The 14149-nt window shown below is 55.2% G+C and carries 13 protein-coding genes; 10 read left to right on the forward strand and 3 right to left on the reverse strand.

What is annotated here, in order from left to right; genetic code table 11:
- The first annotated feature begins 225 nt into the window (after positions 1-225).
- On the forward strand, positions 226-978 hold the full coding sequence (fnr, locus tag ACMGGP_RS08740; protein ID WP_010244686.1) for a fumarate/nitrate reduction transcriptional regulator Fnr: 753 nt from the start codon (positions 226-228) through the stop codon (positions 976-978).
- A 117-nt stretch (positions 979-1095) separates the two neighbouring features.
- Entirely contained in the window at positions 1096-2052 is a 957-nt protein-coding gene (gene uspE / locus ACMGGP_RS08745; protein ID WP_010244683.1) for a universal stress protein UspE, read from the forward strand.
- 46 nt (positions 2053-2098) lie between these two features.
- Here the strand turns inward: uspE and pntB are convergent, their stop codons facing one another.
- Both pntB and pntA read right to left on the reverse strand, forming a co-directional pair.
- Positions 2099-3487, reverse strand: coding sequence for a Re/Si-specific NAD(P)(+) transhydrogenase subunit beta (gene pntB / locus ACMGGP_RS08750; RefSeq protein WP_010670206.1), 1389 nt, complete (start codon positions 3485-3487; stop codon positions 2099-2101).
- A gap of 3 nt (positions 3488-3490) precedes the next feature.
- The gene (pntA, locus tag ACMGGP_RS08755; RefSeq protein ID WP_187511979.1) at positions 3491-5023 is read right to left on the reverse strand and encodes a Re/Si-specific NAD(P)(+) transhydrogenase subunit alpha; all 1533 of its coding nucleotides are present in this window, start codon (positions 5021-5023) and stop codon (positions 3491-3493) included.
- Between the two features lie 540 nt (positions 5024-5563).
- On the opposite strand from pntA, the gene ydgH reads away from it, so the two are divergent.
- Both ydgH and ACMGGP_RS08765 read left to right on the forward strand, forming a co-directional pair.
- On the forward strand, positions 5564-6517 hold the full coding sequence (ydgH, locus tag ACMGGP_RS08760; protein ID WP_010244673.1) for a DUF1471 family protein YdgH: 954 nt from the start codon (positions 5564-5566) through the stop codon (positions 6515-6517).
- 206 nt (positions 6518-6723) lie between these two features.
- A complete protein-coding gene (locus ACMGGP_RS08765; protein ID WP_033757764.1) occupies positions 6724-8115 on the forward strand; it encodes a basic amino acid/polyamine antiporter in 1392 nt (463 codons plus the stop codon).
- 127 nt (positions 8116-8242) lie between these two features.
- Here ACMGGP_RS08765 and ACMGGP_RS08770 read toward each other — a convergent pair whose 3' ends face one another.
- Entirely contained in the window at positions 8243-8656 is a 414-nt protein-coding gene (locus ACMGGP_RS08770; protein WP_010244668.1) for a hypothetical protein, read from the reverse strand.
- Positions 8657-8834: 178 nt separating this feature from the next.
- Between ACMGGP_RS08770 and rstA the strand changes: the two genes are divergently transcribed.
- The 6 genes from rstA (at position 8835) to ACMGGP_RS08800 (ending at position 14139) form a co-directional block, all read left to right on the forward strand.
- Positions 8835-9560, forward strand: coding sequence for a two-component system response regulator RstA (gene rstA, locus ACMGGP_RS08775; RefSeq protein WP_010244666.1), 726 nt, complete (start codon positions 8835-8837; stop codon positions 9558-9560).
- Complete coding sequence (gene rstB / locus ACMGGP_RS08780) at positions 9557-10858, forward strand: two-component system sensor histidine kinase RstB (RefSeq protein WP_010244663.1); 1302 nt, start codon at positions 9557-9559, stop codon at positions 10856-10858. The genes rstA and rstB overlap by 4 nt, the downstream gene beginning before the upstream one ends.
- 19 nt (positions 10859-10877) lie before the next feature.
- Positions 10878-12365, forward strand: coding sequence for a carboxypeptidase M32 (locus ACMGGP_RS08785; protein WP_201499320.1), 1488 nt, complete (start codon positions 10878-10880; stop codon positions 12363-12365).
- A 159-nt stretch (positions 12366-12524) separates the two neighbouring features.
- On the forward strand, positions 12525-13052 hold the full coding sequence (gene asr, locus ACMGGP_RS08790; RefSeq protein WP_072171253.1) for an acid resistance repetitive basic protein Asr: 528 nt from the start codon (positions 12525-12527) through the stop codon (positions 13050-13052).
- Between the two features lie 81 nt (positions 13053-13133).
- Complete coding sequence (gene ydgU, locus ACMGGP_RS08795; protein WP_010244657.1) at positions 13134-13214, forward strand: small membrane protein YdgU; 81 nt, start codon at positions 13134-13136, stop codon at positions 13212-13214.
- A gap of 115 nt (positions 13215-13329) precedes the next feature.
- A complete protein-coding gene (locus ACMGGP_RS08800) occupies positions 13330-14139 on the forward strand; it encodes a trypsin-like serine peptidase (RefSeq protein ID WP_010670211.1) in 810 nt (269 codons plus the stop codon).
- Positions 14140-14149 lie beyond the last annotated feature (10 nt).

The following is a 14149-nucleotide window of genomic DNA, read 5'->3' on the forward strand; positions in this document are numbered from 1 at the left end:
TTTTTCGAAAGTCACTGCCAGTGCAGAAGCGTGTGACAGATCACATAAGCGGAAAGTTTTCTTGACAGTCGGCCCTGTCGGGATTCTGAGAAGCCCGTCACATCAGCGTTTGTCGTTGTGTGCTTAGTCCATAATATTTGTAAGTGTAAAACTGCTCGGATGAGTTCCCTTCAGCACAAAAAATGTTAAAATTGACCCCAGTCAATAATCGTCGAGCAAACCATTATGATCCCTGAAAAACGCAGCATTCGTCGTATTCAGTCGGGCGGTTGTGCCATTCACTGCCAGGATTGCAGCATCAGTCAGCTCTGCATACCCTTTACGCTAAATGAACATGAGCTGGATCAGCTCGACAATATCATTGAGCGTAAAAAACCCATTCAGAAAGGGCAAACGCTTTTCAAAGCAGGCGATGAACTCAAGTCTCTGTATGCGATTCGCTCCGGCACCATTAAAAGCTACACCATTACTGAACAGGGTGATGAGCAGATCACCGGTTTCCATCTGGCGGGCGATTTAGTCGGCTTTGACGCGATTATGGGCTCCAGCCATCCCAGCTTTGCGCAGGCGCTGGAAACGGCAATGGTGTGTGAGATCCCTTTTGAAACGCTTGATGATTTGTCGGGCAAAATGCCGGCCCTGCGTCAGCAGATGATGCGTCTGATGAGCGGTGAAATCAAAGGCGATCAGGACATGATCCTGCTGCTGTCGAAGAAAAATGCTGAAGAGCGCCTGGCGGCGTTTATCTGGAACCTTTCCCGTCGTTTTGGCCAGCGCGGCTTTTCACAGCGCGAATTCCGCCTCACCATGACGCGTGGCGATATCGGTAATTACCTGGGCCTGACGGTTGAAACCATCAGCCGCCTGCTGGGGCGTTTTCAGAAGTCCGGTATGCTGGCGGTGAAAGGCAAGTACATCACGATTGAAAACCACGCCCTGCTGGAAGAGCTCGCCGGTCAGAGCCACCAGGCCGCCTGATCCTCAGCCGGATCAATAAATCTTATTTTGTTGATCCGGCAGTAACTTTTTCACTTCTTCCGCTGTGCAACATAGGCTATCTTTATTCCAGTCGCTCTGGTTTAAGGAGAACGCCTCATGTCCCAGTACCAAAATGTTCTGGTCGCCATTGATGCCCAGCAAGACGATCAGCCCGCGCTGCGACGTGCGGTCTATCTGAATCAACGTCTTGGCGGAAGAATCAAAGCCTTCCTGCCTATCTATGACTTCTCATATGAGATGACCACCCTGCTTTCGCCGGATGAGCGCGCGTCGATGCGCCAGGGCGTGATCAGCCAGCGTACCGAATGGATCCGCGAGCAGGCCCGCGCTTACCTTGATGCCGGTGTCGAAATTGACATCAAAGTGATCTGGCACAACCGTCCCTATGAAGCCATTATTCAGGAAGTGCTCGCCCATCAGCATGACCTGGTGCTGAAGATGGCGCATCAGCACGATCGCCTTGAGTCAGTGATTTTCACTCCAACCGACTGGCACCTGCTGCGTAAATGCCCGTGTCCGGTGTGGATGGTCAAAGATCAGCCGTGGCCGGAAGGCGGTAAAGCGATTGTCGCGGTCAATCTTGCCAGCGAAGAGCCGCATCACGATGGCCTGAATCAGAAGCTGATTCGTGAAACGGTGATACTGGCGGAAAAGGTGAATCAGACCGAAGTGCATCTGGTCGGCGCCTACCCGATTACCCCTATCAATATTGCTATCGAACTGCCCGATTTTGATCCCAGCGTCTACAACGACGCGATCCGTGGTCAGCATCTGGTGGCAATGAAAGCGCTACGGCAGAAGTTCTCGATTGGTGAAGAGTTCACCCATGTGGCTAAGGGCCTGCCGGAAGAGGTCATCCCCGATCTGGCGGCACATCTGGGAGCCGGTGTGGTGGTGCTGGGAACGATTGGACGCACCGGCCTGTCGGCGGCATTCCTCGGTAATACGGCGGAACAGGTGATTGATCATCTGCGTTGCGATCTGCTGGCGCTTAAGCCGGACGATTTCAAATCGCCGATTGACCTGGATGATGAAGAGGATGAGGAGGATTAATCCTCCTCAGAAACAGAGAGGGCGGCTGATTAGCCGCCCTTTTTTATTACAGCGCTTTAAGAATCGCTTCCACGCTGGCTTTGGCATCGCCAAACAGCATCTGGCTATTCTCTTTGAAGAACAGCGGATTCTGCACCCCGGCATAGCCAGTGTTCATTGAGCGTTTGAACACTATCACGTTGTGCGCCTTCCACACTTCCAGCACCGGCATGCCCGCAATCGGACTGCGGGGATCATCCTGCGCCGCCGGGTTGACCGTGTCGTTAGCGCCGATGACCAGCACCGTGTCGGTGTCACTGAAATCGTCGTTGATCTCATCCATCTCCAGCACCACGTCATAAGGCACTTTCGCCTCTGCCAGCAGCACGTTCATGTGACCCGGCAGACGCCCCGCCACCGGATGGATACCGAAGCGCACTTTGATGCCAAGCGCACGCAGTCGGGCAGTCATTTCCGCGACCGGATACTGCGCCTGCGCTACCGCCATGCCGTAGCCTGGGGTGATAATCACCGAGCTGGAAGCCTTGAGCATCTCAGCGGTCTCTTCAGCCGTAATCTCACGATGCTCCCCCGCTTCCTGACTTTCATCGCCACTGCTGGCTTCAGTACCAAACCCGCCCGCTATCACGCTGATAAACGAACGGTTCATCGCTTTGCACATGATGTAGGAGAGGATCGCACCGGATGACCCCACCAGCGCACCGGTCACAATCAGCAGATCGTTGCTCAACATGAAACCAGCAGCGGCGGCGGCCCAGCCTGAATAGGAGTTAAGCATCGAGACCACGACCGGCATATCCGCGCCGCCAATCGACGCGACGAGATGCCAGCCAAACGCCAGCGCAATGACCGTCATCAGCAAGAGTGCAAACACCTGCACAGCCGTGCTGCTGGTGTTAACAAACCACAGCAGCAGCAGGAACGAAACCACCAGCGCCAGCAGATTCAGCTTGTGACGATGCGGTAACGCTAATGGCCGTGAAGAGATTTTGCCGCACAGTTTGCCAAACGCCACCAGCGAGCCGGTGAAGGTGACGGCACCGATAAAGATACCGATAAACACTTCGCTGAGATGGATATTCTCCATCACCGCTGGCAGGCCAGGCGCATGGTCGATATAGCTGTTGATGCCCACCAGCACTGCGGCCAGGCCAACAAAGCTGTGCAGAATCGCCACCAGCTCTGGCATTTCCGTCATTTCGACTTTCTTCGCCAGACGAATGCCGATAGCGCCGCCGATGACCATCGCCAGCAGGATCCAGACCACATTACCGCTGTCCGGGCCAAATATGGTGGCGATCAGCGCAATCGCCATACCGCTGATACCGAAAATATTACCCCGCTTTGAGGTCTCATGACGCGAAAGACCAGCAAGGCTACAGATGAACAGAATCGCAGCCACAATATAGGCTGCAGTGACTAATCCGCCAGACATGTGTTACCCCTTACGAAACATTTTCAGCATGCGCTGGGTGACGGTGAAGCCACCAAAGATATTGATGCTGGCAATCAGCACGGCAATAAAGGAGATAAAGGTGACCCAGCCACCGTGGCCCATCTGCAAGACCGCACCGATAACAATGATGCCGGAAATGGCATTGGTTACGGACATCAGCGGTGTATGCAGCGCATGACTGACGTTCCAGACCACGTAATACCCCACCACGCAGGCGAGCGCGAACACGGTAAAATGGGAGAGGAAGTCGGCCGGTGCCACGTTTGCCAGGCAGCCAAACAGCACAATAGCCAGGGCGATCAGCAGATATTTACGCCACGGTGAAACGGGCTTCGCCTCAATCTTTTCTGACGGCTTGGCGGCGGCAGCGGCAGCCTGTGGCGCGGCGGAGACCTGAATCGGCGGGGCTGGCCAGGTCACTTCGCCATCGCGTACCACGGTGACGCCACGCACCACCACATCTTCGAAATCGACCTGGATTTCGCCATTTTTCTCTTTACACAGCAGCTTGATCAGATTGACCAGATTGGTGCCGTAGAGCTGGGAGGATTGTGTCGCCAGACGGCTGGGCAGATCGGTGTAACCGATGATTTTCACGCCATTCGGCGTGACGGTAACCTGGTCAGCGACGGTCAGCGCGCAGTTGCCGCCGGTCTGCGCCGCCAGATCAACAATGACGCTGCCCGGCTTCATGCTGGCGACCATCTCTTCGGTGATCAGTTTCGGAGCCGGTTTGCCTGGGATCAGCGCCGTGGTGACAATGATGTCCACGTCTCTGGCCTGACTGGCAAACAGCGCCATCTCAGCTTTGATGAAAGCCTCGGACATGACTTTGGCATAGCCGTCGCCGCTGCCCGCTTCCTCTTCAAAGTCGAGCTCGAGGAATTCGGCGCCCATACTCTGCACCTGCTCTTTGACTTCGGGACGGGTATCAAACGCCCGGACAATCGCACCCAGGCTGCCCGCTGCGCCAATCGCGGCCAGCCCGGCAACACCGGCCCCAATCACCATCACTTTTGCCGGTGGCACTTTACCGGCTGCCGTGATCTGACCGGTAAAGAAGCGGCCAAATTCATGGGCGGCTTCGACAATGGCGCGATAACCGGCAATGTTCGCCATAGAGCTCAGGGCATCCAGCGACTGCGCCCGTGAGATACGCGGCACTGAATCCATTGCCATTACCGTGACCTGACGTGCGGCCAGCTTTGACAGCAGTTCGGGATTCTGTGCGGGCCAGATAAAACTGACCAGCGTGCTGCCCGCACGCGTCAGCGCAATCTCTTCGTCATCCGGCGCATTCACCTTCAGCACGATATCGGAATGCCAGACCTGCTCTCTGTCGCTGAGTGTGGCACCGGCTGCGATATAGCTTTCATCATCGAAGCTGGCGCGTTTACCGGCGTCATGCTCAAGGGTGACGCTGAAACCCAGCTTGATGAGTTGTTCCACGGTCTTAGGCGTGGCGGCCACGCGCGACTCGTTTGGCAACCTTTCCTTGGGTATTCCAATTAACATAGTGTTTCCTTTCATCGGTTAAAGGATGATGGCCCGAACCTGCACCACGAGAGCGCGACTGAAACGCGATTTCAGCCGCTTTTGGACGAAACGCAGGTATTTCAAAGTGTTTATAAGCTACTGAAAATGTGACGAGCGATCTACAGCGACCACGCAGAGTGATGACATTCACCCAATTATGCAGTGTTCTGTTAAGAAACCTGCGTTATCCCACTGCAAAATAGTCTCACAGGCAGATAATCTGCCAGAGATAATTGTACGAGGACGAATTAATCAACAACAAAAACCTTTATTTAACAATGCATTAACTATTTTATCGCTAATAGTTACCGCTTTTAGTGGTAACTGTCACTAAAACTGGCCATAACTGCATTTGATGACAAACAAATGAAAAAATCATGGTTGAATAACGCGATCTGACACAAAAAATCGCTGCGACAGTCTGTTTATAACATGCAATAATCAGCGGCTATTCTGTTATACATCAAGAGTCCAGCACGTTTTCGTACTCATTTTTGCGTAAGGCGAAGGATTATTTTTATGAAGCTGAAGAACACTATTCTGGCGACCACTCTGTTGTCCCTGCTGGCAGCCAACGCATTCGCTGCGCAGGAACTTACGCCAGAAAAAGCGGCCGCGTTGAAGCCATTCGAACGTATTAATATCACCGGCCGTTTCAACGCAATTGGCGACGCTGCCGATGCGGTATCTAAGCGTGCAGATCAGATGGGCGCGGCCTCTTATTACATCCAGGCGATCAACGACAGCAACGGTAACAGCGGTAACTGGCGCGTTACGGCTGACCTCTATAAAGCCGATGCCCCGGCAGCCACAGAGTCAACGACTTACCGTCGTTTCAACGGCGTAAACGAACTGCCAAAAGCAGAAGCGTATAAACTCGAACCCTTCGATACCGTTTCGGTCAGCGGCTTCTTTGCCAGCCAGCCGGATGTAAACGACGCAATTTCGAAAGCCGCAAAACAGAAAGGCGCAGCCTCCTTCTTTATCGTTCGCCAGATCGATGCCAACAGCGGTGGCAATCAGTATGTCACCGCCTATGTCTATAAAGCGGATGCTAAAGAGCGCGCGGTGCAGACACCAAATGCGATTCCTGCCGATTCAGAAGCGGGTAAAGCCGCACTGGCAACCGGTGGCGCTGCGGCGGCTAACGTAGAGATTCCAGGCGTTGCCTCGTCTGAAACGCCAAGCAACAAAGTGGGTCGTTTCTTCGAAACCCAAAGCTCTACCGGCAAGCGCTATACCGTTAATCTGCCAAACGGCAAATCGGTGCAGGAAGTGAATGCCATTACTGCTGCTCAGATGCAGCCGTTCGATACCGTAACCTTCACCGGTCACTTCGGTACGCCAACTGAGATTTCAGAAGAAGTGGCGAAGCGTGCGGCGGACAAAGGTGCCAAGTTCTACCACGTTACCCGTCAGTGGCAGAACCAGAGTGGCGGTAACCTGACCGTCACGGCTGACCTGTTTAAGTAATCCTTCTCAGGGCGGCGCCTGCCGCCCTGCTGTTTGCATAATTCCTGCGCTGTTTTGCATAGTCACGCATTGCCATCCCCTGCCACACTCCGTAAAATCCTCCGCCTGTTTTACCGGATATTGTCCCTGTATTGTGCCTTTGGTGTGACATAACCCAGCGACAGAATCCGATTTACCCAGCCATATATGCTAGCGGGAAGGTTGTTTTGGAGAAAAAATTAGGTCTCGGTGCGCTGACGGCGCTGGTGCTCAGCTCTATGCTGGGCGCAGGCGTGTTCAGTCTGCCGCAAAATATGGCTGCAGTGGCCGGTCCGGCGGCGCTGCTGCTGGGCTGGCTGATTACCGGCGTCGGCATCATCTTTCTGTCGCTGGCGATGCTGCTGCTGACCCGCCTTAAACCCGAGCTGGATGGTGGCATCTTTACCTATGCCCGTGCCGGTTTCGGCGAGCTGATGGGCTTCTGCTCCGCGTGGGGCTACTGGCTGTGCGCCGTGATCGCCAACGTCTCCTATCTGGTGATTGTCTTCTCTGCCCTGAGCTTCTTCACCGATACGCCGGACCGGATTATCTTTGGCGATGGCAACACCTGGCAGGCGATGCTGGGTGCATCCGTGCTGCTGTGGCTGGTTCACTGGCTGGTGCTGCGCGGCGTGCAGACCGCTGCCAGCATTAATCTGATGGCGACGCTCGGCAAGCTGGTGCCGCTGCTGCTGTTTATTGTGCTGGCGGTGATGGCGTTCAACTATGATCGCTTCCGCTTTGATTTTTCCGGCGTCACGCTAGGGCAACCGCTATGGGAGCAGGTCAAACAGACCATGCTGATTACCCTGTGGGTCTTTATCGGCGTCGAGGGGGCGGTGGTGGTCTCTGCACGCGCGCGCCAGAAAAAGGATGTGGGCCGGGCTACACTATTCGCCGTGCTGGCAGCGTTGCTGGTCTATCTGCTGGTGACACTGCTGTCGCTTGGCGTGGTTCCACGTGCTGAACTGGCTCAGATGCGTAACCCCTCCATGGCGGGATTGATGACCCGACTGATGGGCAACTGGGGCGATGCGGTGATTGCGGTGGGTCTGGTTATCTCGGTGTGCGGTGCCTATCTGAGCTGGACGATTATGGCCGCTGAAGTGCCCCTGATTGCTGCGCAACAGGGTGCATTTCCACGCAGTATCGCCCGACAAAACCGCCATAACGCGCCAGCCGCCTCACTGTGGCTGACCAACGGCAGTATTCAGCTCTGCCTGATCCTGATTGCCCTGACTGGTGCAAATTACAACAACCTGCTGACCATCGCCTCTGAGATGATTCTGGTGCCCTATCTGCTGGTGGGGTTATATCTGATCAAAGTGGTACGCGGACAGCATAAACCGCTGGCGATGGCGACCGGTATCGGTGCCAGCCTTTATGGCATCTGGCTGCTTTACGCCTCGGGGCCATTGCACCTGATGATGTCTGTGGTGCTCTATACACCGGGCCTGCTGCTGTTTCTGTTTGCACGACGCGGTGGCCGCGCAGAGTTTGCGCTGACTTCGCTGGAGCGGATTGCAATGGGATTGCTGATTGCCGCGACGCTGCCCGCCGTGTGGCAGCTGACGACTTAGCGCCTGGCCCGGCAGGCGTAATGGCTGCAGGCAGTGCGAACCCGGCCAGCGCGGAGCAACCAGGCGTACAGACAGTACGTGAGGATGGTGAGCACTGCCCAGGTTCAGAGCCTGATGGGAGAGGCTATCAGTGCGACTGCACAGGTATTGAGACACACAGCAGGTCATCCTGCTGTGTCAGATTCAGCGGCCTGGAATATTCATGATGGATCGCATCCAGCTGCTCCGCCGAAAGCGGATAAGGAAGCTGAATATCGAAGCGACTAATCTGCTGTTGTTCCGCAAGGGTAATCAGGCGTGCGATATTAATTTCGTCGCTGACCTGAGTAGAAATGATTTGTAATGCTAATTCTTTTAACGGGTCGTCACTGCCCTGTAAGCGGTGTGCCGATTTACGTGTCACCATGCCAAATATCGGCATCACACCATAAATAGCATCGACGAAGCTCCAGCGTTTTTTGCAGGAAGCGGAGAGAAAGTCACTGTAATTGAAGCAGATGCGGTCGGGGTATATGGCTGATGCCAGCTCTTTATCAGACACACTAACGCTCCTCATGATAATCATCAATATCCCAAACCTGGCGCAAAAAGGCCGCGCTAATGATTGCACATTTTGCCGGTTATATACCAGCAAGCCACGGATATTTCGTGCGGTAACGTAGAGCTCAGGACCAGGAAAAGATATGCTTCCGTCCATCCCTGTCTCTGCTTTGTGAACTATGAACAAAATTGTTTATGTAGAAGATGAACCCGAAGTGGGCTCACTGATTGCGGCCTATCTGGGTCGTCATGATATTGAAGTGATTGTCGAGATGCGCGGCGACCGTGCTGAAGCGGTCATTGCCGAACAGCAGCCCGATCTGGTGATGCTGGATATCATGTTGCCAGGCAAAGATGGCATGACTATCTGCCGTGACCTGCGGGCCAACTGGCAGGGGCCGATCGTGTTGCTCACCTCACTGGACAGCGACATGAACCATATTCTGGCCCTGGAGATGGGTGCGCAGGATTACATTCTGAAAACCACGCCGCCAGCGGTACTGCTGGCCCGCCTGCGCCTTCATCTGCGTCAGTCGCAGCAGGGACAGCCGGACGATGCGCCCAGCGCACCCGCCGCCAACCGTATGCTGCGTTTTGGCTCGCTGACCATCGATGCGCTGAACCGCCAGGTCACGCTGTTTGACGAGCAGATCGCCCTTTCCACCGCGGATTTCGATCTGCTGTGGGTACTCGCCAGCCATGCGGGCCAGACGCTTAACCGTGATGCGCTGCTGAAAACGTTGCGCGGGGTCAGCTATGACGGCCTTGACCGCAGCATCGACGTGGCCATCTCCCGGTTGCGCAAAAAGCTGCACGACAGCGCCACCGAGCCGTTCCGCATTAAAACCATTCGTAACAAAGGCTATCTGTTTGCGCCCCAGGCCTGGGATACCCGCGGACTATGAGAAAGCTTTTTATTCAGTTTTATCTGCTGCTGTTTGTCTGCTTTCTGGTGATGGCGCTGCTGGTGGGGCTGGTCTACAAGTTCACCGCTGAACGTGCGGGCCGCCAGTCAATGAATGACCTGATGGCCAGTTCGCTCTACCTGATCCGCAGCGAACTGCGCGAGATCCCGCCGCGTGACTGGAATAAAACCATCAAGAGTCTCGATCTCGGCCTGTCGTTCGATCTGCACATCGAACCGATGAACAAATATCAGCTTGATGAAGGCAACATGCGTCGGTTGCGCGCCGGAGAGATCGTGGCGCTCGACGATCAATACACCTTTTTGCAGCACATTCCGCGCAGCCACTACGTATTGTCAGTAGGGCCGATTCCCTATCTCTTCTATCTGCATCAGATGCGACTGCTGGATATTGCCCTGCTGATCTTTATAGGGATGTCACTGGCGCTGCCGGTGTTTATCTGGCTGCGCCCCCACTGGCAGGAGATGCAGCGACTGGAAAAAGCGGCTCAGCGCTTTGGCCGTGGCGAGCTGGACGTGCGCACCCATTTCGACAGCACCTCCAGCCTTTTCCGGCTCGGCATCGCCTTTAACCAGATGGCCGAGAACATCAATACGCTGGTTGCCAGTAAGAAGCAGCTAATAGACGGTATTGCGCATGAGCTGCGCACACCGCTGGTGCGCCTGCGTTACCGGCTGGAGATGAGCGACAACCTCACGGATGGCGAACGGGTGGCGCTGAATCGCGACATCGGCCAGCTCGAAAGCCTGATTGAGGAGCTGCTGACCTATGCGCGTCTTGATCGGCCGCGCGTCGATCTCAATCTGAAAACACTGGATTTGGCCAACTGGCTGCGCGAGCGGCTTGACGATTTCCGCACTATCAATCCCGACGTGCGGCTCGACCTTGAGCTGCCGCAGCGTGAAAACATCGGCATTTCTGATACCCGCCTGATGGAGCGGGTACTGGATAACCTGGTCAACAATGCGCTGCGTTATGCGCAACAGCGGCTGCGCGTCAGTTTGTGGTTCGACGGTCCGATAGGGTGTCTGCAGGTGGAAGATGACGGTCCCGGCATTCCGCCTGAAGAGCGTGAACGGGTTTTCGAACCCTTTGTCCGGCTGGACCCCAGCCGCGATCGCGCTACAGGCGGCTGCGGACTGGGACTTGCGATTGTGCACTCTATTGCCCAGGCGCTGAGCGGCAATGTGACTATTGAATCCAGTCCGCTGGGCGGCGCCAGCGTTCGCTTTTGCTGGCCGGTTGATCTAACCTTGCGGGAAATTCCGCTGCGTTAAAAACCACAAGGAGTCTTACGTGACCTCAGCGTATCAACAACTTACCAAGACGTTCCAGCGCCTTTCCCGTTTCAGCCACGTCACGGCCATCGCCGGATGTGACATGCAAACCACCATGCCGCCGGGCGGCAGTCAGGCGCGTGGTGAAGCGCTGGCCGAAATGAGCGTGTTGCAGCACCAGATCCTCACTGCCCCTCAGGTTGGTGAGTGGCTCAGGGCCGCAGAGCAGCAGTCACTCAACGATGTTGAGCGGGCCAATCTCAACGAGATGCAGCGCGCTTACCAGCAGGCCACCCTGCTGCCTGATGATTTTGTTGAAGCCAAATCAATCGCCGGTTCGGTATGTGAACATGCATGGCGCACTCAGCGTCCCGCCAACGACTGGCAGGGCTTCGCCGCCAATCTCAAAGAGGTGGTGCGTCTGAGCCGCGAAGAGGCCCAGCGCCGCGCCGACGCCACTGGCTGCTCGCGTTACGATGCGCTGCTGGATCTTTATGAACCGGGGATGACCCGCGCCCGGCTGGATGAAACCTTTGGCGAACTGAAAACCTGGCTGCCCGATCTGTTACAGCAGGTCGTGGAAAAACAGGCGCAACAGACTGTTGTCACGCCGCAGGGACCGTTCGCCCTGCCTGCTCAGCGTCAGCTCGGCCTGAGCATCATGGAAACGCTGGGTTTCGACTTTAACCATGGCCGGCTGGATATCAGTGCGCATCCCTTCTGCGGTGGCGTGCCGGAAGATGTGCGCATTACCACCCGTTACAACGAGAATGAGTTTCTCAGCGCCCTGATGGGCGTGATCCACGAAACCGGCCACGCCCGCTATGAGCAAAATCTGCCGCAGCAGTGGCGCGGGCAGCCGGTGGCGCTGGCGCGCTCCACCGCTATCCACGAATCACAAAGCCTGTTTATGGAGATGCAACTCGGTCGCAGCCGCGAATTCCTGCAGCGCATTCTGCCGCAGGTGATCGCCACCTTTGGCGACCAGTCTGCCCTGCAGGCGGATAATTTTGTACGCCTGACCCAGCAGGTTAAGCCTGGCCTGATCCGGGTTGACGCCGATGAGCTCAGCTATCCGGCGCATGTCATTCTGCGTTATGAAATCGAGCAGGCGCTGATTGAAGGCGAGATTGAGGTTGAGGATATCCCGGCACTGTGGGATGAGAAGATGATGCAGTCGCTGGGTCTGGATACCCGGGGTAACTACCGCGATGGCTGTATGCAGGATATTCACTGGACCGACGGCGCTTTTGGCTACTTCCCGACCTATACGCTGGGCGCGATGTACGCCGCACAGCTGTTCCGCTCGGTACATCTTGCGATTCCTCAGCTCAGCGAGCTGATTCAGCACGGTGAGCTGCAGCCGGTATTCGACTGGCTGCAACAGAACATCTGGCAGCACGGCAGCCGTTTCTCCACCGACCAGTTGCTGATCAACGCCACCGGCGAAGCGCTGAATCCGGCTTTCTTCCGCCAGCACCTTGAACAACGTTACCTGAATAGCTAAGCTCTCGGGCGGTCAGCTGACCGCCCTTTCCCGCCTTTGTACAATCGGTTACACGCCGATACCAAACACCCACGGACACCGTTCATTGATATCCCTATAGTCTCTTCACCGGCCCCGCAGTGGGCTACACATGAAAAAATAGTCTTCGAGGGATTTGCAATGAAAAAATTATTTGCACTGGTTGTCGCCGCTGCTATGGGTATGTCTTCTGTTGCTTTCGCTGCTGACACCACAGCTGCTCCAGCTGCTGCGCCAGCCGCAACAACCACTACTACCGCTGCAGCACCGGCTAAAACCGTTCACAAAACTGCGCACAAGAAACACCATAAAGCGGCTCAGAAAGCGCAGGCTGCTAAGAAACACCACAAAAAAGCTGTGAAAAAAGATGCCGCGCAGAAAGCGCAGGCTGCTAAAAAAGTTCACCATAAAAAAGCGGTAAAACCTGCTGCACAGAAAGCCCAGGCCGCTAAAAAAGTTCACCACAAAAAAGTCACTAAACCAGCTGCTCAGAAAGCCCAGGCCGCTAAAAAAGTTCACCACAAAAAAGCCACTCAGCCAGCCGCTCAGAAAGCCCAGGCTGCTAAAAAAGTTCACCACAAAAAAGTAGCTAAACCAGCTGCACAGAAAGCTCAGGCTGCTAAAAAAGTTCACCACAAAAAAGTTGTGAAACCAGCAGCTAAAAACTAAGGTCGCCTTCAGCGCACGGCCACGAGATGATGATTAAAAACACCCGGTTCTGCCGGGTGTTTCTTTACTGGAGTGGATGATATGGTGCGTCGCTATCGCTTCGAAATTATTCTGCTGGTGATGATCCTGTGTGGCATTGTTGCAGCAAGCTTTTTTGTTTAACCGCTGTAGCGTACTGATTAACCAATAAAACTCCCTTTTTCAACGCTCACCGACTATAGTTACCGTACTTACGTAATAACAATAACGTTAATTTTTTCTCGCCATTGAGATTTCTATGCGCCTGGCTACCCTGTTAATGGTTGGACTCTTCAGCTTTGCCACCACGGTTCATGCCGATGATGACGATGACTCGCCTACTCCTGCTGAAATTAAGATGCTGTTTTTCGGTAAGGATCATCGCCAGGCAATCACCGATATTACCGCTGCCCCCTGGGATGCCATTGGTCAGCTGGAAACCGAAAGCGGCAACCTCTGTACTGCCACACTCATCTCTCCGCATCTGGCGCTGACCGCCGGACACTGCCTGCTTGCCCCGCCGGGTAATTTCGATAAGCCGGTTGCGCTGCGATTTATGGCCAGCGATAAAGGCTGGCGCTACGAGCTTCATGATATTGATGCGCGGGTTGAACCCTCGCTGGCGTCAAAGTTAAAAGCGGATGGTGAAGGCTGGATCGTGCCGAGCAGTGCAGCCCCCTATGATTACGGCATCGTGATTTTACGCAATCCGCCCTCAGCGATTACGCCTATTCCGCTGTTCGACGGCTCACGCAGCGATCTCACTGCGGCGCTGAAGTTGACCGGACGCAAAGTAACGCAGGCGGGCTATCCGGCTGATCATCTGGACACGCTTTACTCTCACAGCGATTGCCTGATCACCGGCTGGGCGCAGCGCGCCGTGCTGTCGCATCAGTGTGACACCCTGCCAGGTGACAGTGGTTCGCCACTGCTGCTCAACAGCGATAAAGGCTGGCAGTTAATCGCGGTACAAAGCTCAGCACCGGCTGCGAAAGATCGCTACCTGGCTGATAACCGCGCGATTTCGGTCACCTCGTTTAAAGATAAGCTGGAATCCCTGGCGCAGTAGTCCGCACTCT

Source organism: Curtobacterium sp. BNK-1, from assembly GCF_048685235.1.
Taxonomy (GTDB): Bacteria; Pseudomonadota; Gammaproteobacteria; order Enterobacterales; family Enterobacteriaceae; genus Pantoea; species Pantoea agglomerans.